Source organism: Amycolatopsis orientalis DSM 40040 = KCTC 9412, from assembly GCF_000478275.1.
In the GTDB taxonomy this organism is placed as follows: Bacteria; Actinomycetota; Actinomycetes; order Mycobacteriales; family Pseudonocardiaceae; genus Amycolatopsis; species Amycolatopsis orientalis.
This window is the reverse complement of sequence record NZ_ASJB01000080.1, coordinates 83,771-109,260: the sequence shown is the minus strand read 5'-3', so window position 1 is coordinate 109,260 and position 25,490 is coordinate 83,771. Positions and strand designations below refer to the sequence as shown.

The 25,490-nt window shown below is 66.0% G+C and carries 15 protein-coding genes; 10 read left to right on the top strand and 5 right to left on the bottom strand.

The window, feature by feature from the left end:
- The first annotated feature begins 2 nt into the window (after nt 1–2).
- Nucleotides 3–1,928: a glycosyltransferase gene (locus tag L324_RS28295; RefSeq protein WP_037315355.1), complete on the top strand. Its 1,926-nt coding sequence runs from the start codon at nt 3–5 to the stop codon at nt 1,926–1,928.
- A 292-nt stretch (nt 1,929–2,220) separates the two neighbouring features.
- Here the strand turns inward: L324_RS28295 and L324_RS28290 are convergent, their stop codons facing one another.
- Nucleotides 2,221–2,463: a hypothetical protein gene (locus L324_RS28290; protein WP_037315352.1), complete on the bottom strand. Its 243-nt coding sequence runs from the start codon at nt 2,461–2,463 to the stop codon at nt 2,221–2,223.
- 114 nt (nt 2,464–2,577) lie between these two features.
- Between L324_RS28290 and L324_RS28285 the strand changes: the two genes are divergently transcribed.
- From L324_RS28285 to L324_RS28270, 4 genes are all read left to right on the top strand, one after another.
- Nucleotides 2,578–3,345 carry an ESX secretion-associated protein EspG gene (locus tag L324_RS28285; protein WP_037316533.1) on the top strand — a complete coding sequence of 256 codons (768 nt, stop codon included), beginning with the start codon at nt 2,578–2,580 and terminating at the stop codon, nt 3,343–3,345.
- A gap of 165 nt (nt 3,346–3,510) precedes the next feature.
- Nucleotides 3,511–3,987 (top strand): hypothetical protein, encoded by a 477-nt coding sequence (locus L324_RS28280; RefSeq protein WP_235783673.1) that lies wholly within the window; start codon nt 3,511–3,513, stop codon nt 3,985–3,987.
- A 5-nt stretch (nt 3,988–3,992) separates the two neighbouring features.
- Nucleotides 3,993–4,547, top strand: a complete 555-nt coding sequence (locus L324_RS28275; RefSeq protein ID WP_037315349.1) for a DUF3558 domain-containing protein — start codon at nt 3,993–3,995, stop codon at nt 4,545–4,547.
- 13 nt (nt 4,548–4,560) lie between these two features.
- The gene (locus L324_RS28270) at nt 4,561–6,021 is read left to right on the top strand and encodes a hypothetical protein (protein WP_037315346.1); all 1,461 of its coding nucleotides are present in this window, start codon (nt 4,561–4,563) and stop codon (nt 6,019–6,021) included.
- An 86-nt stretch (nt 6,022–6,107) separates the two neighbouring features.
- Here the strand turns inward: L324_RS28270 and glfT1 are convergent, their stop codons facing one another.
- From glfT1 to wzm, 3 genes are read right to left on the bottom strand one after another with little or no spacing between them, the layout of a single operon-like run.
- Nucleotides 6,108–7,016: a galactofuranosyltransferase GlfT1 gene (gene glfT1, locus L324_RS28265; protein WP_037315342.1), complete on the bottom strand. Its 909-nt coding sequence runs from the start codon at nt 7,014–7,016 to the stop codon at nt 6,108–6,110.
- Nucleotides 7,013–7,837: a galactan export ABC transporter ATP-binding subunit Wzt/RfbE gene (gene wzt, locus L324_RS28260; RefSeq protein ID WP_037315340.1), complete on the bottom strand. Its 825-nt coding sequence runs from the start codon at nt 7,835–7,837 to the stop codon at nt 7,013–7,015. The genes glfT1 and wzt overlap by 4 nt, the downstream gene beginning before the upstream one ends.
- A 3-nt stretch (nt 7,838–7,840) precedes the next feature.
- Nucleotides 7,841–8,794 (bottom strand): galactan export ABC transporter permease subunit Wzm/RfbD, encoded by a 954-nt coding sequence (gene wzm, locus L324_RS28255; RefSeq protein WP_037315337.1) that lies wholly within the window; start codon nt 8,792–8,794, stop codon nt 7,841–7,843.
- A 105-nt stretch (nt 8,795–8,899) separates the two neighbouring features.
- On the opposite strand from wzm, the gene L324_RS28250 reads away from it, so the two are divergent.
- Complete coding sequence (locus L324_RS28250; protein ID WP_051174136.1) at nt 8,900–10,141, top strand: polysaccharide pyruvyl transferase family protein; 1,242 nt, start codon at nt 8,900–8,902, stop codon at nt 10,139–10,141.
- Nucleotides 10,142–10,301: 160 nt separating this feature from the next.
- On the opposite strand, the gene L324_RS42880 is transcribed toward L324_RS28250, so the two are convergent.
- On the bottom strand, nt 10,302–11,390 hold the full coding sequence (locus L324_RS42880; RefSeq protein ID WP_161780888.1) for a hypothetical protein: 1,089 nt from the start codon (nt 11,388–11,390) through the stop codon (nt 10,302–10,304).
- Between L324_RS42880 and L324_RS28245 the strand changes: the two genes are divergently transcribed.
- The 4 genes from L324_RS28245 to L324_RS28235 all read left to right on the top strand — a co-directional run bounded on the left by L324_RS28245 (nt 11,316) and on the right by L324_RS28235 (nt 25,338).
- Nucleotides 11,316–19,127, top strand: coding sequence for a LamG-like jellyroll fold domain-containing protein (locus tag L324_RS28245; RefSeq protein WP_161780887.1), 7,812 nt, complete (start codon nt 11,316–11,318; stop codon nt 19,125–19,127). The two genes, L324_RS42880 and L324_RS28245, sit on opposite strands and share 75 nt — an antisense overlap.
- On the top strand, nt 19,090–19,668 hold the full coding sequence (locus tag L324_RS42540; RefSeq protein ID WP_152547024.1) for a hypothetical protein: 579 nt from the start codon (nt 19,090–19,092) through the stop codon (nt 19,666–19,668). Before L324_RS28245 ends, L324_RS42540 begins: the two co-directional genes overlap by 38 nt.
- Before the next feature lie 24 nt (nt 19,669–19,692).
- On the top strand, nt 19,693–24,120 hold the full coding sequence (locus tag L324_RS41040; protein WP_081736495.1) for a ricin-type beta-trefoil lectin domain protein: 4,428 nt from the start codon (nt 19,693–19,695) through the stop codon (nt 24,118–24,120).
- 63 nt (nt 24,121–24,183) lie between these two features.
- Nucleotides 24,184–25,338 (top strand): epoxide hydrolase family protein, encoded by a 1,155-nt coding sequence (locus L324_RS28235; RefSeq protein ID WP_037315330.1) that lies wholly within the window; start codon nt 24,184–24,186, stop codon nt 25,336–25,338.
- The last annotated feature ends 152 nt before the right edge of the window (nt 25,339–25,490 follow it).

The following is a 25,490-nucleotide window of genomic DNA, read 5'->3' as shown; positions in this document are numbered from 1 at the left end:
TCATGCCCGGTAAAGCCGCCGTCACCGGAGAGGCCCCGAGCGCCATGGTGAGCACTATCGACGACACCCGCTTCGCGGAACGCACCCCGCAGGGCCGTCTCACCGCGCAGCGCGGGCTCTACGCCGGCCCGGCCCCCATCGTCAGCAAGGACCTCTACGCCGAGCTCGAATGGGGCAGTGCCGTGCGCGAACGCGCGGGCATCGCCATCGAGCCGGCGTCGAAGGTGTCCGGCAACACCTACTTCGGGCGCTTCCCCGCGAGCTACTGGCAGCGCTGGACCGACGTGACCGAGGTCGCGGTCGAGGCCGTCGTCACCGGTGACGGGCAGCTGTCCATCGGCGCTTCCGACCTCGAGGGCGACGCGCGCGTGGTCGCCGCCGAGATCATCGCGGGCGCGAAGCAGCAGAAGGTGACGCTGACCGCGAAGCTGGACAAGTTCTACGACGGTGGCGCGCTCTGGCTCGACCTCGAGACCGAGGGCGGCCAGTCGCTGCGCGTCGAGAACGTCCGCTGGACGGTCGAAGCGCCGGAGAAGATCCGCCCGACCGCGGTGACCATCTGCACGATGAACCGCGCCGACGACTGCCTGTCGAACCTGCAGGCGCTCGCCGCCGACGTCTCCTCGCTGGAGACGCTCGACGCGATCTACGTCGCCGACCAGGGCACCGACCTCGTCGAGTCGCGTGACGGCTTCGAGCAGGTCGCGAAGGACCTCGGCGACAAGCTGCACTACATCAAGCAGCCGAACCTCGGCGGTGCCGGCGGCTTCACCCGCGGCCTCTACGAGGTCGCCGGGCACACCGAGACCGAGCACGCGAACGTCCTGTTCATGGACGACGACGTGCTGCTCGAGCCGGACCTGGTGATCCGGATGACCGCGTTCTCCAACCGCACGGTCAACCCGGTCATCGTCGGCGGGCAGATGCTGAACCTGCTGCACCCGAACCAGCTGCACGTCGGCGCCGAATACGCCCGGCTGAACACGCTGGAGCCCGGCCAGCCGGTGACGCACTCGCTCTCGACCGCCGACCTGCTCGGCGTCGACGAGGAGACCCTCAAGCCGAACCGCCAGGAACGCCGCCTCGACGCCGGGTACAACGGCTGGTGGTCGTGCCTGATCCCGTACGAGGTCGTCAAGGCCACGGGCTACCCGCTGCCGTTCTTCTTCCAGTGGGACGACGCGGAGTACAGCTACCGCGCCCGCGCGCACGGCTTCCCCACGGTCACCCTTCCGGGCGCCGGCGTCTGGCACGCCGACTTCCACTGGAAGGACTGGGACGAGTGGCACCGCTACTTCAACCTGCGGAACTCGATCATCACCGCCGCGCTGCACTCGCCGTTCAACCTGAACCTGCTCTCGCGCGTGCTCATCGCGCAGCTGGTCCGGTACCTGCTCGGCATGCAGTACGGCCTGTCCGCCACGCTGATCAAGGCCGTCGAGGACTTCCTCGAAGGCCCGGAGGTCCTGCGTGACGGCGGCGTCGCCGCGATGAAGGAGATCCGCCGGATCCGCGACGAGTACCCCGAGACCAAGCGGCACAAGGCCACCGACGTCCCGGGCATCGCGTCGAACGACATCGGCATCATCAACAGCGCGCCGCGGCCCAGCATGCAGCGCCTGGTGCTGATCAAGCGGATCCTCGACCGGGTGCTCGGCCGCAGCCGTCACTCGCTCGGCGCGATCCCGATCGACGAGGCCCACTGGTGGCACGTCGCCACCTTCGACACCGCCGTCGTCACCGACGCTTCGCAGGAAGGCGTGCGGGTCCGCTCGTACGACCGCGCGAAGATGTTCGACCTCGCTCGCCGCGGTGCCAAGGTGATCCAGCGGCTCCGGAAGGAAGGCGCGGCGGTGCAGGAGCAGTACAAGCGCTCCATGCCCGAGCTGACGTCGCGGGAGAACTGGAAGCGGCTCTACGAGCTGTAACTCCGCTCCGCGCTCTAGCGTTGTCATGAACGGGACTTTCCTTGCAAAAACTGCAAGGAAAGTCCCGTTCATGACATCTGGCCCGGCTCGATGTCCCCAATGCCACATTGGAGGCACTCAACGTCTCCAATGTGGCATTGGGGACGTGTCGGCCCCCCGAAAAAGAGAGCAAGGGACCTTTAGTATCGCCAGCTTTCCTAGCGGCGCTAACCCAGCATGTCGCAAGTAAGGGGGTCGCGGCCAACGGCAGCACGTCGGTGCCGGCCGGACTGCTGGAACTGTTCTCCCGGACCTAGTGGAGCCCGAACACCCGCGTCTTGCGGTTCAGATCGTCGATGTAGGCGGCGGCGACGTGGGAGAAGTTGATCGCCACCTCGGAGTCGTCCTTCGTCTGGATCGTCTGTACCGAACCGGTGCGCACGAAATGCGAAAGGTCCTTGGTCAGCCGTTCGGTTTCTTCCGTCGTGAGCGCGAAGAGCAGCGGCTCCCCACCGGTGGCGAGATGGAGCACGAGCGCGGGTTTCTGGTCTGCCATGAACCCATGGCACCAGCCTTGATCGCGGCCGGGCAAGCGGGTTCGCTGCGGGCGTACCGGGTGAGTGGACTACGTTCATCCCGACGAACAAGACACCCGCGGGGGGAAATGGCGATGCCGCATTCGTTCTCGCTGTCGCTGGCGGCGGTGGACATCCTGCTCGAACACGGCCGGTTCGGGCCGGCGCCGGTCCCGTTCGAGGTCCCGCACATCGGCACGACGATCGATCAGCGCGCGATGGTGCGTGAGGCCGTCTTCCGCGATCTCGAAGGCCGCGGCCTGATGCGCGGCGGCAGGCTCGACGCCGACGTCGAACTCGCGCTCGCCACGTTCGTCAATCCGCAGCTCGCCGTCTGGACGGTCGCGCAGATGGACAAGGACAAGCAGCTGTTCGCGAGGGCGGCGACCAACGGCCAGTTCGGGGTCCTCGCGCGCCAGGACGAGAACCTGCTCGTCTTCGAAGAGACCAGGCCGACCGCGATCGTCGCGTCGATCGTCGACCTGCTGCCGCTCACCCCGGCCGGCCCCGGCCAGTCCGTCACCATCGCGAAGCCGGTCAGCGCGCCGAAGCGTCCTCGCAACAATGACGACGCGTACGACCCCTTCGCAGGAGTCAGCGGGCCCCGGTCCCACGGGTCGAACCCGCAGCAGCGGCAGGTGGAACGGATCTTCGAGAAGCCGAAGACGCGCGTGGGCCAGTTCAGCGTGTTCATCCGCGGCGGCCAGGTGTTCCCGCCGCTGGCCTGGTTCGACACCGAAGCGGGCCGGTACATGATGACCTCGCGCCGGGCGGCCGATGGGCAAAGCTGGCTGACCTACGCTCCGGCCGACAACGCGCGGATCGCGCAGCAGCTGTACGCCCAGCTCGAAGGGCAGTTCTGAGGCGGTTCCGGAGCACGGGGAACCGCGGTGACGCCCGTTTCGTCACAGTTCCGGCGCACTCCGCGGTGATCGGCGAATCGGCTCGATCAGCGTTGCGCTGAGTGCTCGGCTAGTAGACTGCCGGGCGGTACGCACGGGCGAGCAGACGATGCAGTGGGGCGGGCGATGGCTTTCGAAGCGGACGGCGGACAGGCGGCACCGGACTTTTCGATCGGCGCGGCCATGGGGGCGGCGGCGGGCTATGTGGCCAAGGGCGGGCTGAACCAGGAGGCGATCGCCAAGGTCAGCGCCGAAACCCAGAAGCTGGTCTCGGCCGCCAAGAACGGCGGCTTCACGATCACCGAGAAGGGCGTGGAACCGCTGCGCAAGGCGCTGGCGGACATGTCCGAGCACCTCGACACGCTCAAGGCGAAGACGGTGCACCTTTCGCAGGCCCCGCAGCTGGGCGGCCACCCGTACGGCAAGGCCGTGGCGGCGCACGACCAGAAGGGCGCCTCCGAGGCGGCCGGATCCGCGGCCGTCGTGCTCGAACAGTTCGCCAAGGTGGTCAAGGACGCAGACGAGGCGCTGGCCAGGGCGGCCGGACTGTACAAGGACGTCGAAGACCGCGCGATCGACGCCACCAAGAAGATCCAGGCTTGAGGACGATGAAGAAGCTTTACGCCCTGCCGCTCGCCGCGGCCGCACTGGTACTCGCCGCCTGCTCCAGCGAGAAGCCCGGAACACCCACCGCCGCGCCGTCCTCGGCGCCGGGACAGCCGACGTCTTCCGCCGCGTCGCCGTCCATCGGCGGGGGGAACACCGCGTCGCTGGACCCGTGCTCCCTCGTCAGCGCGACCGACCTGGCCTCCTACGGCACCTTCAAGGCGCCGGAGACCGGTGAAGACGGCGGAGCCCGCACCTGCACGCTCACGAAGGACAAGGCCACCGCCAGCGAGGAATCGCTGACGGTCAGCGTCGGCGTCCGTGACACGCAGGGGCTTGACAGCGTCAACGACGCCGGGAACGGCAAGACCAACGGCAACGTGCAGGGCCGCAAGGCGGTCCTGGTCCCGACGCCGCCGACGAACTGCCTGATGGCGCTCGAAGCGGGCGCCACCTCGCGGGTGGACGTCGTCACGGTGTCGACAGACCCCGAGAAGGCGTGCGGGGTCGCGGAGAAGGTCGCGGACATCGTCGCACCGAAGCTTCCGAAGAGCTAAGGGGGAAACAGGGATGACCACGAAGACACCGAACCTGAGCGAGAAGCAGGTCTCCGACCTTTCGCCCGCGGCCCGCGACGCGTACTTCCAGCAGAAGGCGGACGAAGGCGTCGATCCCAGTGACGGCTGGCTTTTCGGCGCCGTCAAGCAGTTCATCGCCACCGGGCAGGCGCATCAGAAGGCCCAGGAGGTCGGCGACAAGAACGTCGACGACCTGACCCGCGGCGGCGACGTCCAGTACGTCGAGGGGCTGGAACCGTCGAACGCGGATTACCAGGGCTACGACCACGAACGGCTCGAACAGTTCGTCAAGAGCGACTTGAACGTCGAGCAGGTCACCCAGGTCTCCACCGCGTACCACGACATCCACAAGGCCTTCGAAAGCTTCGCGACCACGATGACCGAAGCGGTCAACGCGTCGCAGGGCACCTGGGACGGCGAAGCGGCGGGCAACGCGAAGGGCTATTTCCAGAGCCTCAGCAAGTGGTCCGACGCGAACTCCCAGAACGCGAAGCTCGCGTCCGAGACGATCTACGATCAGGGCACCGCGGCGTCCCACGTGAAGAACGTGATGCCCGCGCCGATCCCCTTCAGCTGGAAGGACGAGGTCGGCGGCTGGATGACGTCGAACCCGTTCAACCTCGGCGAGAACATCGACAAGTCCATCCAGAAGCAGGAAGACAGCCGGGAGGCGCACACCCAGGCCGCCTCCGCCATGCACGACTACGACAAGGCGTTGTACGAGGCCGCGTCCAAGCAGCCGGTGTTCGCTGAGCCGCCGAAGTTCGGCGTCGGCGGCGGTGGCGGCATCGACGACCCGGCGAAGCCGCAGCCGTATCAGCTGCCGCCCGGTTCGACCCCGCCCGGCTCCAACCCGCCCGGTGGCTCGTACATCCCGCCCGGTGGCGGCGGCCGCACGCCAGGTGGCATCCCGGCTCTCCCGCCCCGCAGCGGCAACCTCCCTGGCCCCGGCGCCAGCACGGGGTCAGGCAGCATCCCCTCGGGCACGACGCCGTCGGGCTTCCAGAACACGCCGGCGCCGATCAGCACACCCGGCCCCAACACGAACATGAACTCGATGCCGATGGGCCCCATGCCGATGGCGCCCATGATGGGCGGCGGCATGGGCGACTCCGAGTACAACGGCCGAGGCGGCCGGAGCGGAGGCGGCAGCGGGTTCGGCCCCGGTAGCGGTTCGAGCTCCACTCCCGGTTCGGGTTCCGCCTCCGGCGCGGCCCGCCCCGGCGGTGTCGGAGCGGCCGAAGCGGCGGCAGGTCGCGGTATGGGCGGTCTCGGCGGTGGCGCCGGCGGCCGTGGCGGGCCGGGGCTGGGCGGCGGCATGGGCGGCCGCGGCCAGCAGTCCGAAGGAGACGAGGACACCGAGCACCAGCGTCCGACGTACCTCGTCGAGGGCGATCCGGACGAGGTGTTCGGGACCGATCTGCGCACCGCGCCGCCGGTCATCGGCGAATAGCAGCGTCGACGTAAATGCCATGAAAGGTCCTTTCCTTGCAAATTTCGCAAGGAAAGGACCTTTCATGGCACGGGGAGGGACACGCCTCAGTAGCGGAAGAACTTCTCCTTGCGGCCCTGCCGCACCAGCTTGAGCCACTGCAGGAACGCCTTCGGGTCCCGCTTCACCCCGACGAAGTACAGCCCGAACCGCACGACTTCGAGCGCGCCGATCTTGCGCATGCCCGGCTGGGACAGTAGGTAGCCGCGGTTGCGGTAGGTGTAGTAGCGCTTGACCTCGTTCTCCGGGTCCTGCGCGTGGAACCGGCCGCCCAGCATCGGCTTGAACTCGTCCGAGCCGTCCGGGTGCAGGTACGCGGTCTTGAGCGAGGTGCCGAACGGCAGCCCCGACCGCACCAGCCGCCGGTGCAGTTCGACCTCGTCGCCGCGGAAGAAGAGCCGCAGGTCCGGCACGCCGACGACGTCCAAAGTGGACGCGCGGAACAACGCGCCGTTCATCAGCGAGGCGATCCCCGGCAGGAAGTCGACGCCCAGCTCCGACGACGAACGCTTCCAGGTCAGCCCGCGCCGCAACGGGAACGCGAGCTTGTCCGGCGCGTCGATGTTGGACACCACCGGGGAGATCTCGGCCAGATTCCGCTTTTCGGCTTCTTCCAGCAGGATCGCGAGGACGTTCTCGTCGGCCGGGCGGCCGTCGTCGTCGGCGAGCCAGATCCAGTCCGCGCCCAGCGAAAGCGCGTGCAGCATGCCGAGCGCGAACCCGCCCGCGCCACCGAGGTTGCGGTGCGAGGGCAGGTACGTGAAGGGAAGCGGGTAGCCCTCGACGATGTCCCGTGCCGACTGGTCCGGACCGTTGTCGACCACGACGAGGTGGTCGACCGGCCGGGTCTGGGAGGCGATGATCTTGAGCGAGTCCGCGAGCAGTTCCCGCCGATGGCGCGTGACGACGACGCCGACTACGGCGCCTTCGGGCAACTGCCGGTTCTCGCTGGTCATCCCTGGCCGCCGTTCGTCGTCGACACCGGCTCGGGCTCGACACCGAACCGCTCCAGCGTTTCCTTGCTCATGTTCTCGAACGGGTCGCGCCCCTTGTAGCCGGTGAGCACGTCGCGCAGCGAGCCGCGCTGCTTGACGTGTCCCTCGTCCATCCAGATGGCGGAATCGCAGAGTTCGAAGAGGAACTCGTCCGAGTGGCTGGCGAACACCAGGATGCCCGACCGCTTCACCAGCGCCTTCAGCCGGTCCTTCGCCTTGTTGAGGAACGCCGCGTCGACCGCGCCGATGCCCTCGTCGAGGATCAGGATCTCCGGGTCGATCGAGGTGACCACGCCCAGCGCCAGGCGCACCCGCATACCGGTCGAGTACGTCCGCAGCGGCATCTGCAGGTAGTCGCCGAGTTCGGTGAACTCCGCGATGTCGTCGACGCGGGCTTCCATCTGCTTCGCGGTCATCCCGAGGAACAGGCCGCGGATGATGATGTTCTCGAGCCCGGAGATCTCCGGGTCCATACCGATCCCGAGGTCGAAGACCGGCGCGATCTTGCCGGAGATCTTCGCCGAACCGCGGGTGGGCTCGTAGATTCCGGACAGCAGCCGCAGCAGCGTCGACTTCCCGGCGCCGTTGTGGCCGACGAGGCCGACCCGGTCGCCTTCCCGCAGCTGGAGCGTCACGTCGTGGAGGGCTTCGATGATCGGCACCTTGGTCTCGGTGCCGATCTTGCCGCCGACCTTGCCCAGCACCTTCTTCTTCATGGAGCGGGTCTTCGCGTCGAAAATGGGGAAGTCGACGTAGGCGTTGTGCACATCAATGCTGACCATCTGTCACACCCAATAAGAGACGCGGGAACGGTAATTGCGCATCGCGACGAGCGCGAGGACCCAGCCGACGACGGTGATGCCGAGCACCACGTACCAGCTGTTGATGCTGACTTCCTGGCCGATCAGCGGTGCGCGCACGATCTGGATGAAATGGAACAACGGGTTGCCGTGGACGAACGGCAGGGCCCACGAGGTGGAGGCCCGCGCGCCGCCGGCCAGCAGCTGGTCGATCGGCCACACGATCGGCGTGAGGTAGAACAGCAGCTGGATGACCGAGCTGATCACCTGCGGGATGTCCCGGTAGCGGGTCGAGATGATGCCCAGCAGGAGGGTGACCCAGCCGGCGTTCAAGGCGAGCATGAGGAAGCCGGGGATCGCGGTGAGCGAGTACCAGCCGATGCCGGGGTGGCAGATGCCGGAGTAGCCCGGATCGCAGTTGCCGGTGTTCAGCGAGTACGGGTGGTTGAGCGCGGTGAAGAAGATCGCGACGACGATCACGTAGACGATCAGGTTGTGCACCAGCATCAGGGTCTGGCGCCACACCGTGCGCAGTACGTAGACCGAAAGCGGCGCCGGGAGCTGTTTGATCAGCCCCTCGTTGGAGATGAAGGTCTCCATGCCCTCGGACAGGCAGCCGCTGATGAAGCCCCAGATGATGAAGCCGGTGCTGATGTAGGGCAGGAACGTCGACGTCGGCATGCCGAACAACTGTGAGTACAGGAGTCCGAGGCCGAGTGCGATGACACCCTGGCTGATGGTGATCCAGAACGGGCCGATCACCGAGCGGCGATAGCGCTGCTTGATGTCCTGCCAGCCGAGGTGTCCCCACAGCTCTTTGGCGGCGAAACCGGTCTTGATGTCGGCGAACGCGCGCGAAAAGGTCTTGCTGTCCGAAATCGGCGGAACCGAGGTCGGAGCAGCACCGTCGGCGGCGTGAACCGTGCTGGTGGCATGCACGGGAACGAGGGTACCGATGGGGTCGATGATGCCTGGGCCACCCCGGCCGGAGTCGCTTACGCGCTCCCGCTCCGGTGACGGTGTGTGCGGCGTTACGATGCACGAATGCCGGTCCCCGACAGAACGGCTTCGGTCTCGAAGCCTGCCCGGCGCGCACTGTATTACCTGGTCGCGCCGGTCGGTCACCCCAACTATGGTGACGAGCTCATTGCCGCGAGTTGGCTCCGGCATCTGGCCGAAGTGGCTCCGGGCGCGGACGTCTGGGTGGACACCCATTCGCCCGGTCCCGCCGCGGTGCTCCTTGACGGGCTGCACCCCCGTGCGAAGTTCACGGACACCTTGTGGCGGCTTTGCTGGGAGGCCCCCTCCGAGGATCCGTGGCAAGCGGCGGCCTGGGTCCGTGAGGCCATGCACAACCCCGGGATGATGCCGAGGCTCCACCACGGCATCGAGCTGCTGGCCGGCGTGGACGTCATCCACGTGGTCGGCGGCGGTTACATCAACAAGCTCTGGCCCAAGCAAATCGGTCTGCTGGCGGGCGCGGCTGCCGCGGCCGAGCGTTCCGGTGGCCGGGCGGCCATGACAGGACAGGGATTGCTTCCCGCGTGTGACGACGTCGCGCCTCTGTTGCGCGCGCTGGCCGATCGGTTCGAGATCGTGGAAGTCCGTGATGACGCTTCGGCGGAGTTGCTGGACGTGCCGGTCGGTCTCGACGACGCGTTCATCGGAATCGGCCCGCATCTTTACGACGCCGCTGAAGACGTGCCCGAGGTCATGCTGTGCCTTCAGTCCGACCTGGTGGAGGTAGGGGTCGGCAAGCTGGCGGGCGCGGTGCTCTCGATGCTGCGCTCGTGGAAGATCCCGCCCGAGAAGATCGGCGTCATCGAAGGGGTCCCCCGCGTCGATCGAGAGGTCTTCGCCCTCCTGGAGCGGGAGCTGCCCGGCGCACGTTTCTACCCGTTCTCGCATATCTGGACGCATGGGCTCCCGGTTTCGCCTGGACAGACCTGGATCTCCACGAGATTCCATCTGCACATGCTGGCCGCCGCGGCAGGCGCATCAGGGGTGGCGGTGTCGATCCACCCCGATTACTACGCGACGAAACACCGTTCTCTCGCGGCGCTGGGCTCCAACTGGACGCTGCTGGAAGACCTGAGCCAGGTGCCGGACCGCCCGAAACTGGGTGGATACCCGCCCGAGGCGTTGGCGGGCTTCAAGAAGGCCAAGCGAGACCTGGCGAAGTCGATCTATGCCCCGGTGATCCGTCCGGTCCCGGAGCCCGAAGGGCCCCCGGAAGCGCAAGTGACCCCGCTGCGCAGGCGATGGGCTCGCATCATCCGCGGTTGATGACTCGGCCACATGGAGTACATGGGATGTTTCACTCTGTTGCGGCATTCGAGTAGTTCCTGCCCCGCTCCATTGACTGATCGTTTTACCTCCATTTAACGTTCCGCTCGGCGTCGGGGGACGGCTGTTCGGTCTGTGGGGGTACGTCACTGTGGCGCGTTCACGTGTGGTCAATGCTGCGCGGAACTGGTTGGTTCTCGGTCTCGTGCTGGCTGTTCTGCTTCCTGTCGCCGGTTCGGCGGTCGAATACGCCAAGCCGGTCGAGCCGTTGCCGCTGGGGGCTTCGCTTGATTCGCCCGAGCAGAGGCTGGGATCCGGGCCGGGTACGGGGAGACACGAAAGACCGGGCCTCGATCTCCGCGACACTCCTCGTCCGCCCGGCGCGGTGGCCGACTCGGCCGCCGCGCCGCCTCAGGTCCAGGGCGTGGTCGACGGCAGGCAGCACGTCAAGCCGACGGTCGACCAGCGAAGCGGGTTGCCGTCGATCGATCCCCAGGCCGTCGAGCGGCCGCAGGACCGCACCGCGGACACTCAGACGTTCGACAATCCGGATGGCAGCCGCACTCTTCGGGTGCACACCGGGCAGGCCAACGTCCGGGAAGCCGATGGGCGCTGGTCTCCCGTCGATCTGAACCTGCAGGCGGGCCCGGATGGCCGGTGGTCCCCGCGTAAAGCTCCGACAGCCGTCAGTTTCGCGCCGCTCGCGAACGCCGGACAGGTGGCCAGTGTCCGTCTGGACGGCGACCACACACTGGCTTACGCCCTTCAGGACGCCGCCCCCGCAGCAGCGCGGCCGGCTGCGGACAGTGTGACCTATCCCGGTGCCCTGCCAGACGTGGACCTGCGTTTGTCGGCCACCAACGGCGGGCTCAAAGAGGAACTCGTCCTGCGCTCGTCGAAGGCGCGGTCGAGTTACGCGTTCACCCTGCACACCGGCGCGCTTCGTCCGCAGATCATCGACGGCGACGTCGAACTGATCGACCAGGTCGGCGTGGTGCGAGGAGTCATTCCCGCCGGGTTCATGATCGACGGCAAGGCCGATCCGGTGACCGGGACCGGCGTCCGAAGCGAGGGAGTCCGGTACTCGATCGCGCAGCGGGATGCTCGGACCTGGACCCTGCGAGTCGATCTGGACGCGGCTTGGCTGCGTGATCCGAGTCGCGTCTTCCCGGTCGTGGTGGATCCGAGCGTCGGGAAGGTAGCGGTCAGCGAGGACACGTATGTCAAGTCCGGTACGACGCAGGACCATTCGGGGAACATCGAACTCGAGGTCGGTTCTCCGAACGGGGGGAGGACGATCTCCCGCTCGTACCTGAAGCTGGAGTCCGTTTCCGCCGCCCTTCGAAACCAGTACATCATCGGGGCGACGCTCGACGTGCTGGCAGTTCATTCGTGTCAGACCCGGCCGGTCACCCTTTTCGAGGTCACCCAAGGCTGGGGGAACAACGCGGTGTGGCCGGGAGCGGCGGCCGGCCGGGCGCTCGCGACCGTCGACGTCCCGGCGTTGGGCGCGGGATGCGCCGGTCAGTACCTGACCAAGTTCGTCCTGCCACAGGACATCGCGATCCAGTGGTCACACGGAGCGGCCCTGGGCAACGGTTTCACCATCCGTGCCGCCAACGAAGGCGACAGCGCGGCTTTCAAACGCTTCGCCTCTTCAAACACACCCAACAAGCCGTACCTCGATGTTCGCTACGCGCCGGAAGGCGCCGCCTACGAACTCACCGACGTTCTCCTGCCGACCAACACGCGAGAGGGCACTTTCACCGCGAAGGTCACGAACCAGGGGTCATCCACCTGGGCGGCCGGCGGCGGATATCGACTGGGCTATCTGATCAAACAGAACGGCACGGTGATCAGGACCTCCCAGGGAGTCGCGCCGGGCGTGGACGTGCCACCGGGTGGCCAGGCGACCATCACGGTGCCTCTGACCGCATTGGCCCCGGGAGACTACGAACTTCTCCTGACCATGTGGAATCCCGCGAACGAGGACTTCCACGTCGTCTACGAGGTTCCCTACGGTTCGGCTCCACTGAAAGTCCAGAACACCCCGCCGGGGTCCAACTACCAGCAACCCGGCAACGGCGCGACGGTCGAATCCTTGACACCGACCTTGTTCGCCCGGGCCATCGATGACGACAACTGGCCGAACAAGGGGTTCACCTTCCAGTTCCGGATCTGCACCGATGTCGCGCTCACCCAGAACTGCACGGATTCCCCGTGGGGTCCCGAAAGCTGGGTGCCGCCGGCCGGAAAGCTGGTCTGGAGCAAGACCTACTACTGGGGTGTCAAGACCCATGACACGGTGAGCCCGTCACCGAACTGGGTCGGCCCGCTGGCGCTGACCACACGTGTCCCGCAGCCGGAGATCACCTCGCATCTCGCGGGCAGTCCGGACACCGTTAACGGTCCTGGTCTCGATCCGCAGATCGGGAACTACTCGACCGTCGTCACCGACGCCAACGTCGCCACCGTCGGTCCAGATCTCACCATCACGAGGACTTACAACAGCCTGGATCCCCGTAGGGACACCGCATTCGGTGTCGGCTGGGCGTCCCGTCTGGACACGCGGCTCGTCCCGAACCGGTCCGCGCAGAACGTCGTTGTCGACGTCGTGCTGACCTATCCGAACGGCAGGCAAGCCAGGTTCGGCCGTAATCCGGACGGCTCCTTCGCACCGCCGATGGGCCAGAACGTCGACCTCGTCTATGACAGTGGCACCGGTTACTACACGCTCAGGGATGTCACCGGCAGCCGCTGGCTGTTCGACAACGCGGGGAAGCTGATCCGTGTCACCGACCCGGCAGGGCTCACCGAGCATCTCGAGTACGACACGTCCGGGCATGTGACCGCGGTGGTGAACGACGTCTCCGGGCGTTCCCTGGGGATCACGTGGACGGGTGCGCATGTCACCAAGGTGCAGACACCCCCGCCGGCCGCCGGACAGGATCCGTTGAGCTGGACCTACACCTACGACGGCGACACGTTGACCGGCGTCTGCGCTCCCGGCGCGGCACCGAACTGCACGAGTTATGGGCGTCTCGCCGGCTCGCACTACCGCAGTTCGGTCATGGACGACGGGCCGCGCGGGTATTGGCGGCTCAACGAGGACAGCGGGCCGACGACGGCGAACGCCGCGGCTCGCACTCCCGGAGCGGACGCGGGCAAGCAGAACGGCCTCGGCTTCGGGGCGGTAGGAGCACTCGGCGGTACGACCGACACGGCCGCGGTCTTCGACGGCATGGCCAGTCACCTGACCTTGCCGGACGACCTGCTCAAGGAGAACATGTCGGTCTCCGCCGAGTTGTGGTTCAAGACCGGAGCGAGCGGAACCCTGCTCAGCTATGCCGATCAGGCCTTTCCCGCCACTGCGCCCGCCAAATGGCGTCCGTTGCTCTACGTCGGCATCGACGGTCACCTCTACGGCGGACTGTCCGCCCGTAATGTGACCGGGCCGAGCCAGGTGATCAGTACGAACCCGGTCAACGACAACGGATGGCATCACGCGGTGCTGACTTCCGAAGTCGACCGTCAGACGCTGTACCTCGATGGCGCGTCCATCGGAACGATCACCGGCCTGATCGATCACGGAACGCTGGGCAAACTGGTGGTCGGCGGCGGGGTCGGCAAGAACTTCCCGTCGACGAACGGCGGTGACTTCTACTTCAACGGCTCGATCGACGAGGTCGCGCTCTACCAGCACACCTTGAGCCCCTTCGCTGTCGCGCAGCACTTCGGTGCCGCACGGACGATCGACCAACTCACGAAGATCACCTTGCCGCAGGACGGTCGCGTCTACGCTGAGATCGGTTACGACGATCGAGCCGATCGGGCGAAGTCGCTCACTGATCACGACGGTCGTAAGTGGACGCTCGACCTGCCGGTGCGAAACAACGCGGAACGCACGGTCACGCTGCGCGGTCCCTACCCGGAGTGGACGTACAAGTTCGACGCGGATCAGGGGGGCCGCCTCACTTCGATCGTCCACAAGGGATTCGACAAGCACTGGGAGTACAACGAAAAGGGTTTCCTGAAAGCGACTGTCGACGAGCTCGACAACCGGGTCGAGCAGACCACGGACGAACGCGGCAACGTGTTGAGCCGAAAGACCTGCCGGGCCGCGGGTTCGTGCAACACGTCCTACTTCACGTATGTCACTTCATCGGACCCTCTTGATCCGAGGCGTGACAAGCTCGCCACCAGTTCCGATGCTCGCTCGTCGAGTGCCACCGACACCCGGTACCGGACGTCGTATGCCTATGACACGGCCGGTCGGCTCACCACGACGACGTTCCCGATCCCGGCGGGGCAGATCGCCGCGCCGACCGAGGTGAGAACCTACGCCAACGGCACCGAAACCGCCGAGGGCGGTGGCAAGGTGCCCGCCGGTGTGCTGATCCAGGTCACCGATCGGCGGAACCAGGTCGCGAGCAATGCGTTTCGGGCAAACGGGGACTTGGCGTTCACCAAGGACGTGATGGGGCTGGTCACGTCGTACGCGTACGACGGCATAGGCAGGCGTCTGTCACAGCAGGAGGGCAACGCCGCCGGCGGCGTTTTCGGGATCCGGACCTTCGAGTACACGCCGAAATCCGAGATCGCGAAGATCACGGGCCCGGCGGTGACCAACACGATCACCGGGGTGACGCACACTCCTGTCACCAGCAACGTCTACGACGGAAACGGGAACCTGCTCGAGGCAACGGTCTCCGACGCGACGGGCGGAGACCTCGCTCGGAAGACGACCTTCGGTTACAACGCCTTCGATCAGCGGGTCAGCGTCAACTACCCGGATGGTGGGGTGGTCCAGTACGAGCGCTCGCCTGACCTGCTCAAGGTCGTCACCACCGATGTCCTCGGCACGAAGTGGACCGACCAGTTCGACGATGAGCGCCGTCTGCTGTCGCGTGTGGCCACCGGCATCGGAGCCGATCCCGCCACCTCGGGTATGGGCAGCTTGCGGGTCGAGAACCGGAGCTACGACCCCACCGGGCGACTCGAGCGGGTTCAGGACGCGATGAACCGGGCCACACGGTACGGCTACTACGGCGACGGCCTGCTCGCCACCACCACCTTGGAGGGGTACCAGCCGCCGTCCGGACCGGCTCGGGACGTTCTGCTGGAACAACGCGTCTACGACCCCGCCGGCAACCTGACCCAACAGGTCACCGCGGGGAACCGCAAGAAGACGACGGCGTACGACGCCGCCGGGTTCGTTGTCGAGTCCACTGTGGACCCTGACGGGGTCAAGAGGAAGACGACGTTCGTTCGAGACGGCGCGGGCAATCCCACTCGCGCCTCCTCGACCGGTGCGGCCGATCCCGCTCGCGTCGAGACGACCGATTTCACCTACGCGCCCAACGGCAGTGTCCGCAGGCAGGACACGACAGCGTCGAACGGGCTGGTTCTTTCGTCCACCACGACCTATGACGAACGTGGGCTGGCGGTGGCGAGCACCGACCGGCGGCAGGTCGAGACCCGCTACACCTACGACGCGACCGGCCAACCTGTTTCGACGATCAAACCGGCCGTGGACGTGTGGGTCGGCGGCCAGAAGACCGCGAACGTGGAACTGACCGAGTCCTTGGGGTACAACACGTTCGGCGAGGTCACCCAGTCCAAGGACAGTGCTGGGAACGTCACCACCACCGAGCGGGACAACATGGGCAGGGCGACCGCCGGTGTGCTCCCCGCCTACACGCCGCCGGGCGGTCAGCCGATCGTTCCGGTGACTCGGACGGTCTATGACCGCGGGGGCAACGCGCTCACGGTCACCGACCATTTGAACCGCACCACCACGAACACTTTCGACCCCTACGGCCACCTGCTCACCTCGACGTTGCCACAGGTCGGCGACACGCCGTCGGTTCTGAAGTCCTCCTATAACGGGAATGGCGAACTACTCAGCACCACCGACGCGACCGGTGCCCGCGAGGAGTTCACCTACGATGAGCTTGGTCGCCTGATCACGGCGACGCAGGTCGAACGTTATGGCGGCCAGAACGTCTTCTACACGACTCGGACCGGATACGACGATGCCGGGAACATCACTTCACAGACCACACCGCAAGGTTTCGTCAGTACAAAGGCTTACAACGGTGCGAACGACCTGATCAGCGAAACCGACGCGACCAACCGTACGGTGACGTACGGCTACGACAACTCGGGTCGGCAGAACAGTGTCACCGACCCGACCGGTCTGGTCAGTACGAGAACCTACGACCTGGCGGGCCGGCTGACCGGAACCGCGCAGATCGTCGACGGCCAGCAGCAGCGTTCGTCGTCTTCCAGCTATGACGGCAACGGGAACGTGCTGCAGTCGGTCTCTCCGGAAGGCCGGATCGTCGATTACGGCTATGACTTCCTCAACCGGCTCGTCAAACAGGTCGAGAAGGTCGACGCTACGAAGTCCATCACGACTTGGACCGGTTACGACCGGTTGGGCAGCCGCAGCCACTTCGTCGACGGCAAGGGCAACGCGACGGAGTACACCTACACCCCCTGGGGACTGCCGGAATCGGTGATCGAACCCGCTGTCGCGGGAGCCACCGCGTCCGCCGACCGTTCCTGGACCACGTCGTACGACGCCGTCGGACGGGCGACGAAACTGGTCGCTCCGGGAGGTGTCACCCGCACTCGTGAGTACGACGAACAGGACCGATTGACCGTCGAGCGTGGTGCGGGCGCGGAACAGGCGACCACGGATCGCACGTTCGGTTACGACCTGGCGGGACGCGTCACGAAGGTCGGCAGCCCCGGTGGCGATACGCACTACCGCTACGACGATCGCGGGAACCTGCGCACCTCTCAGGGACCCATGGGGTCCAGCGTGTACACCTACAACGGCGACGGGACCCTCGCGACGCGCGCCGATGCGGCCGGAACCGCGACGTTCACCTATGACGCCGCCGGGCGGCTTTACTCGGCCGCGGACCCACTCACCGGCCGGACGATGGACTACCGGTACGACAACGCCGGGCGTCTCTCGCTGACGAAGGATCGGGCGCTGTCCGGGCGGGTCGCTCGCAACATCGGCTATGACAAGCTCGGCAGGTTGGCGTCGGACAACCTGACGCAGCTGACCGACACCAGTACGCGGGTTTTGTTCGGTGACAGCTATGGGTACGACAAGGACGACAAGGTCACCTCGAAGACCTCAACGCGTCCCGGTGCACCTGCCACGAATGCCTACGGATACGACGGGGTCGGCCGTCTGACCTCGTGGACCGCAGGGACCCAGCAGACGACCTATGGCTGGGACGACGCGGGTAACCGGTCATCGGTCAATGGCGCGGCTTACACCTACAACGAGCGAAATCAGCTCCTCTCGGGTGGAGGTGCCGCGTACACCTACACGAAGCGCGGCACTGTTTCCGCGGTCACTCGTGGAAGTACCACGACGACGAGCGGTTTCGACGCCTTCGATCGACTGGTCACCCGAGGCCCGACGAACTACCAGTACGACAGCAAGGACCGCGTCCACACTCGCAACAACGTCGCCCTGAGCTACGACGGTATGTCGAACGAGACCGTCACCGACGGCATGCGTACCGTGTCCAGGCTCCCCGACGGCGCCGCGCTGAGTGACAAGGCCGGTGCCGGCGGGAAGCTGCTCTACGCCGATCGGCACGGGGACGTTGTCGGGCGCTACCTCGGCGCTGTCGTCGACGGCCAGCGGACGTTCGATCCGTTCGGGGTGGTGACCGCGTCGTCGGGTGACACCTCGAATCTGGGGTATCAGGGCGACTGGACCAGCCCTGATTCCGGTGACGTCAACATGACCGCGCGGTGGTACTCGCCGGAGCGCGGTGGGTTCCTTTCGCGGGATGACTGGGAACTTGCTCCCGATCCTTCAACAGCGACGAACCGCTATACCTATGGCAACGGGGACTCAGTAGGGACCTCCGACCCGAGTGGGCACGGACCCTGGGTCAACTGGTGTGACGGTGCCACGGATAACGGACCTTCCGCACCGTCGAGGGGCAAGCCAAGAAGCGGTAGCATATTCGGAGACGCTGCCACCTTCTTCTACTGCAACATGGGTGGTCAAACGGTAGGCGGCTGCGGAGATCAAATCCGCGTCAACGGACAGCTTTGCCCGCAGTGGTTCCATGCGTACGCCCAGGGGTACGAATGGGAAGGCGGCAACGAAGAACCTGTCCCAGTCGGTCATTGCAAATGGCGCGTCGGTGGCTGTCCGAAGCCGTCCACATATACGGGGACACCGGGTAAGCCTGGCTTCAAACCAGGGGGGAAGGCGAAGCCGGTCAAGCCTGCACCGCCGCCTCCGCCGCCATGGATCGCCAAGGCGCTGACTAAGGCCGCCGAACTGGCTGCGGGCGCGACAGTTGCTGTGGTTGTCGATACGGTATCTGCGCTCACTGAGGCAACGACAGTTGCCAATCGAGCCCTGGAATATTTTGATCGGTCGAACAGGATTACCGACGGTCCAGTTCCAGCTCCCAGGGTTGATCCACTTCCACTCCCGCTGCCTGTTGATCTGGAATACAAGGAACACAAGGATCGATGCGAAGAAGAAGGTCTTCAGCCGAATTTGCCGGTCTACGGTCCAATGGAGGAGGCTTATTACAAAGGCACAACAGGTTTGCGGGCAACGGGTGCGGTTGTTTGCTTGACGGAATTGAAAAAGTCCAAAGGAAAGCCGGAGAAGCCGTTTGGCTGGGAGCCTGGCATGCACCGGAGTCATCTTATTGCTAGAATGTTTGATGGAAGCAATGAGGTAAAAAACCTCGTCCCCCTTTATTCCTTTAATAACAGCGTTCAGATGCTCAATTCCGTTGAGGTTGGCGTCCGAGATGCGGTGGAGGGTGGGCAGCGCGTCTACTACTCAGTAACGCCGCTCTATGACGGGAAGTCTCCAGTTCCCTGGGGGGTGCATGCCGTTGCCGAAGGGGACGGAGGCTTCAAGTGTGATGTCATTATCTACAATGAACCAGGTCGGGACGGGCAACGTGCGAGCTGCTGAACTAGAATTGGCCGATTTTCTGGGCTGGAAAGAATCTGCAAGGCTAGAGCTTGCCTGGGAAGAAGTGTGGGCCGAATTGGGCTTTGAATTTCCGACTTCTCACAGGGACTTCTTGAGAGTTTTCCCGTCTGGGGTTATGTCTGAATACATTTATATTTGGTCGCCGGCGCAGAGTCGTCGGTGGCTGGAGGCATATAAGTGGAAGCTGAAATCGAAGGGTGCCTATTTTATGGGGGTGAGGCCGAAGCTTCCTGAGGATTATCCACACCTCTTTTTTCCTGAGCCTGGTGGGTTGATTCCCTGGGCTGAGGGAGATGAGCATACGTATTTCTGGCGACCCGTTGAGAGGCAAGTCGCTGATCAATGGCCTATTGTATTCATGGATAATACTGGCGATGGGTGGGGTGAGTATCAGGGAACCTCTGCTGAGTTTCTTTTAGACTTGCTGACTGGTGCTCTTGTTTCGGACATTTTGTACACGGACTGGCCGGAATCGGAGCGATCTTATGTTGTCGCACCCGAGCCGTTGCTGCCTAATTGATTCGTTGGATAATCGGAAGGAAAAATGAAGACATTGCGACGTGCGGCCCTCGTAGCCGCCACCATGTCCTTGGCGGTGAGTGGCTTCACGTTGCCGGCCGACGCGGCGCCACCAGGCGACGCGCCGGTCGCGGAATCGGTGGCCGGGCAGAGACCCAAGGAGCGAGTGGCCAAGGATCAGAACGGCCACGTGCTCCTCTACGTTCACGGTCAGAACGAGCCCGACCTCCGGAATGCCGTCAAGGCGGTCGGCGGGACGGTTTCCGCCGCGCAGCCGGGACGGGTCAGGGCGGCGGTGGCCGAGGACAAGGTCGATGAACTTGCGAAGCAGCCAGGAGTCCGCGAAGTGAAGCGGCCGACCAGGGTGCTCCCGTCGAGTGTGACTTCCGAAGGCGTCGGGGTTTCCGGGGCTCAGGCATGGATCGACACGAACAACAAGGGCGCCGGGGTGAAGATCGGCATCCTGGATGTCGGCTTCGCTGGCCTTGCCGCCGCACAGGCGGCAGGTGAGCTTCCGAGCGGAACCCAGCTCGTCACCAACGGTTCGAACTGTCTCGACGCCACGATCGACGATCCGCACGGGGTGAACGTCGCGGAGATCGTCCATGACATGGCGCCCGCCGCGCAGCTCTATCTCGCGTGTGTCGAGGACGACATGGGCTTCGCGCCTGCGGCGGATTGGCTGCAGCAGCAGGGCGTGCAGATCATCAGCGCCGCGATCGCCGTACCGGGAGCCGGGCGTGGCGACGGAACGGGGCCGGACGTCAACAGCCCCGCCCAGGTCGTTCAGCGCTCTCGCCAAGCCGGGATCCTGTGGTCGGCGGCGGCGGGCAACTACGGCGAGCGGCATTTCGCCGGCCAGGCGGCGGACCGCACCGGTGCGTCCACCTGGGTCGAATTCAATGGTGCTTCGGAGGTCAACAGCTTCTCGGTCGGTGCGGGGCAGCCGGCGACGGTGACTCTGCGCTGGGACGCCTGGCCGGTCACCACGAAGGACCTCGATCTCTACATCACCGACCAAGCTGCTGCCCCGACCGGACCGAACGATCCGCATGTGGTGGCTCGGTCGACCCTCGCCCAGCGTGACACCGCCGGCGGCGGTGCTCCGGTCGAAGAGGCGACCTTCACCAACGACTCCGGCTCCGGTGGCACCTATTACGCCTGGGTCAAGAACAACAACGCCCCCTTCACGACGAAGTTCGACCTCTATCTGACCAAGCTGGGAAAGACCGGCGGTTTCCAGTGGTCGACTCCCGCGGGGAGCATCGCCGAACCCGCCAGCTCGCCGTACGTCCTGGCGACAGGCGCGACCAAACCCGCGTCGGGGCAGCTCGAGCCGTACAGCAGCCACGGCCCGACCGTCGACGGCCGGACCAAGCCTGACATCACCGGGTTCGCCAGTGTTTCGACGTCCGCCTCTGCGCCTGACCTTTTCACCGGCACGTCCGCGGCCGCGGCTCACGTGGCTGGTGTGGCCGCCTTGTTCAAGGGGGCGAACGCGCAACTGGACGCCGCGCAGTTGGAGTATCTGCTCAAGTCTCGCGCGAAGGCCGTGTCGGGTGGAGCTCCTAACGACTGGGGCGTCGGTGTCCTTTGGGCCGGTTCACCGGGCTCGGCGATCGCCGCTCAGCCTGGCGGTTACACCGCTCTTACGAATCCGACCCGGATCCTCGACACCAACACGGCGGTCGGCGGACACCAGCGACGCTTCACCGCGGGTGAGACGTTCGCGCTGACGGTTCCCGGCGCACCAACCAATGCGACGGCGGTCGTGCTGACCGTGACCGCGGGCCTGGCCGACGGGCCGACGGAACTGCGGTTCACCGCCGGCAACCCCGGTGCCGCACAGCCGATCCGGTTCCCTGTGCAGACCAGCAGGCAGACCACCTTGACGGTCATCGTGCCGCTCGGGGGAGACGGGGCCGTCCGCATCCACAACACCGTCGGCACGCCGGGGATGACGGTGGACCTCGCGGGATACTTCAGCCCTGATGGAGTAGGCACCTATACGGCCAAGCCCGGGGGTGCTCGGCTCCTCGACACGAAGAACCTGGCATCGGTGAAGAACACCCCGCTGGGCGCTGGCGAGGAGATCGCTGTTCAGGTCCGGGGTGTGTCGGGCGTTCCGGCGAACGCGACCACCGCGGTGGTGAACCTCACAGCGGGTCAGTCGACTGCGGGGACCTTCATCTCGGCCTATCCGCAGACTTACACGCCCGACACCAGCAGCGTCTTCATGAACGTCGGCCAGCGGCGTTCCAACATCGCCTTCGTCCGGATCGGTGACGACGGAAAGATCCGGCTGCGGAACTCGGCAGGCTTGACCCACCTCGCGGTCGACTTGCTGGGTTGGTTCGCCCCTGGGAATGGGGCCCTGTTCGTCCCCTCGCTCGGAACCAGCCGGGTGATCGACACCGGCACCGGCACTGGCGTCCCGATGGGGACCCTCAAGCGGGGCGCCACCGTGACCGCGCAGGTCGCCGGAACAGCGGGGGTGCCACTCGGCGCGACCGGCGTGGTGGTCACGGGCTCCGCGGCGGACAAGGTGATCAACACGGGCGTCTCCTTCTTCGCTCCTGAAACCGGTTTCGCCAACGCACCCGCACTGCAGGTCGACCAGGGCAAGATGGCTCCGGCCACGGCGCTGGTGCCGCTCGGCCCCAGCGGGAAGCTCAGCGCGTCGAACACCGAAGGAGAGGCCGAGCTCACCGCTGACGTGACCGGCTATTTCGTCGGGGGCCCGGCGGCCGGGCCGGCGGGAAACTGCGTCAACGCGAACCTCGAACCTGGGTTCAGCTCCCTCATGGACGGTCGAGCCGAGTCGTCTCTCGCCCGTTGGGGCCCGGCTCTCGCCACGCAGGACGGTTGTGAGTTCGGCACGTTGGCCGGTACCGCCGGCCCATGGAACCCGTCCAACCTGTTCGACAACGACTACACGTTGAAGGTGGATTGGAAGGCGACGGGCGCGAACTCGCAGTCGGCGGTGCATGTCGGGCTTCCGCGTGGTCCTGGCCCCGCCGCGGCGCAGATCGCGATCGGTGGAGCCTCGGCGGCGCCGACGGACGCGACCGGGGCGATCAAGGGAATCAAGGCACCCATCGCGACGGCGGCGAAACCGGTCGGGGAGTGGAACACCTTCGAAATCACCGTGGCCGGTCCCAAGGTGACGGTGCTGCTCAACGGCACCAAGGTGAACGAGTACACCGCTCCGACGATGTTCAACCGGCGTTCCTACGTCCAGCTCTCCGGCCATGGAACCGGTGACCAGGTCAAGTACCGCAACCTGAGGACGCGCTCGAACCGAGTGTCGATGAGCGGACCCGTGACCGGTGTCGGTGGTGCTTGTCTTGATCTGTCCGGTGGCGTGCCCACCAACACCACAGTCCAGATGTGGACATGTACGTCCTCTGTGGCGCAGCAATGGACGGCCGGGGACACCGCCCTCCACGTCCTCGGTCAGTGCCTCGACGTGCAGAACGGTGCGACGGCGGCCGGCTCTCGCGTCGTCGCGGTGGGCTGTGCCGGATCCTTGACGCAGGAATGGCAGATCTTCGATGACGGCCGGATCTTCAACCTCGGATCCGGACGCTGCCTGTCGGCGGCCGGTGCGACGGACGGCGCCATCGTCACCATCCAGGACTGCAACGGTCAGGCCCAGCAGATCTGGAAGATCGCGGAACGCGCCGCTCCGGCCGGTCAGCTGACCGACGGCTTCGGTTCTTGTCTCAATGTCAGCGGCCGTGTCGTGGCCAACGGTGCCACCATCGGGACAACGGGTTGTATCGCGTCCTTGTCGGACACGTGGACCTTGTCGAAGGACGGGAGCATCCGTGCGCTCGGTCGCTGCCTCGATGTGAAGAACGGTGCCGTGGCCGACGGGACGGCGGTCTGGTCATACCTGTGCACCGGTGACGCGGCTCAGTTCTGGCAGCTCCGGCCTGACGGCTCCGTCATCAATCCGAAGTCAGGAAAGTGTCTGGACTCGACCCAGGGTGCCACTTCGGTGACGATCCAGACCTGTACGGGCTCGCAGTTCCAGACTTGGACCGTGGTCCGGTCTTTCCCGCACAAGGGGCGGCTTGCCGGCGTGAGTGGCAAGTGCGCCGACGTCTACTACAACAACGACGCGAACGGCACGGCGATCAATCTGTACACCTGTAGCGGATCCACCGCGCAGCAGGTGCTGGTGCAGAACGACGGCACCATCAGGATGAAGAGCCGCTGCATGGACGTCACCAACGGTGCCACCGCGAACGACACGCCGGTCCAGCTGTGGGACTGCAACTTCGGACCCGCCCAACGGTGGTTCCAGCGCCCGGACGGCATGATCGAGAACACCGGTTCCGGCCGTTGCCTCGGCACGCTGAGCGGTGGCGACGCGGAAGGAACGCGTCTGGTGATCTATGACTGCCAGGGTGTCGCCAACCAGCGTTGGGGAATCGATTTCGAGTAGTTGATAGCCGGTAGGGAGAGTCGAGGACCACCACTGTCCTCGATCCTCCCTACCGTCGTCCGTATGACCCTCTCGCCGTTCACGATCGCCGTTCCCCAACGCGACCTCGACGACCTCGCCGCCCGCCTGGCGAACACGCGCTGGCCCGACGAGATCGACGGCGTCGGCTGGGGACTGGGCACGCCGCTCGGCTACCTCCAGGACCTCGTCGAGTACTGGCGCCTCCGCTACGACTGGCGCGCGCACGAGGAGCGCCTCAACGGCTTCGCCGGTTTCCTGACGAACATCGACGGCGCGAACGTCCACTTCCTGCACGCGCGGTCACCGGAACCGGACGCGATCCCACTGGTGCTCACGCACGGCTGGCCGGGGTCCATTGTGGAGTTCCTCGACGTCATCGGTCCGCTGTCCGACCCGCGTGCGTACGGCGGCGATCCCGAGGACGCGTTCCATGTCGTCGTGCCGTCGCTGCCGGGGTTCGGTTTCTCCGGGCCGACGACCGAGGCGAACTGGGGTTCCGGCCGGATCGCCGACGCCTGGCCGGTGCTGATGTCGCGGCTCGGGTACGAGCGGTTCGGGCTGCACGGCGGCGACTGGGGCGCGATCGTGTCGCGCGAGGTGGGCGTCCGCTGCCCGGGGCGGGTCATCGGCGCGCACCTGACGATGTTGCCGCACGCGGTGCCCAGGAGCGAGGCAGATCTCGACGGGCTCACCGGCGACGAACTCGCGCGTGGCGAGGCGGCGCTGGCGCGAGGGCGGGAGTTCCAGGACGGCGAGCTGGGCTACGCGATGATCCAGGGGACCAAGCCGCAAACGCTTGCCTATGGGCTCACCGACTCACCGGCCGGACAGCTCGGGTGGCTGGTGGAGAAGTTCAAGTCCTATTCGGACTCGCGTGACGTTCCCGAGGACGCGATCGACCGCGACGATCTCCTGACCAACGTGATGCTCTACTGGCTCACGGGCACCGCGAACTCGTCTTCGCGGATCTACGCCACGTTGGGTGGCGCCTGGGGCGAGGAGCCGCCGGTGTCCACAGTGCCCACCGGGGTCGCCGTGTTCCCGAAGGACACCGGGCTCCCGATCCGGCATCTCGCCGAGCGCACCGACCACATCGTGCACTGGTCCACTCCGGACCGCGGGGGTCACTTCCCCGGGCTGGAGGTGCCGGACCTGCTCATCGGCGACCTGCGGGCGTTCTTCCGGCCGCTGCGGTGACCCGTCCGTGCCATGAAAGGTCCTTTCCTTGCAAATTTTGCAAGGAAAGGACCTTTCATGGCGCCGTTTGCATCCTGGTCTGCGAGTCCGTCGCAAGTAGTCGACTACTTGCGCGGTCGGGCCACTCAGAGCCACCGCCCCAAGCCGCCGGG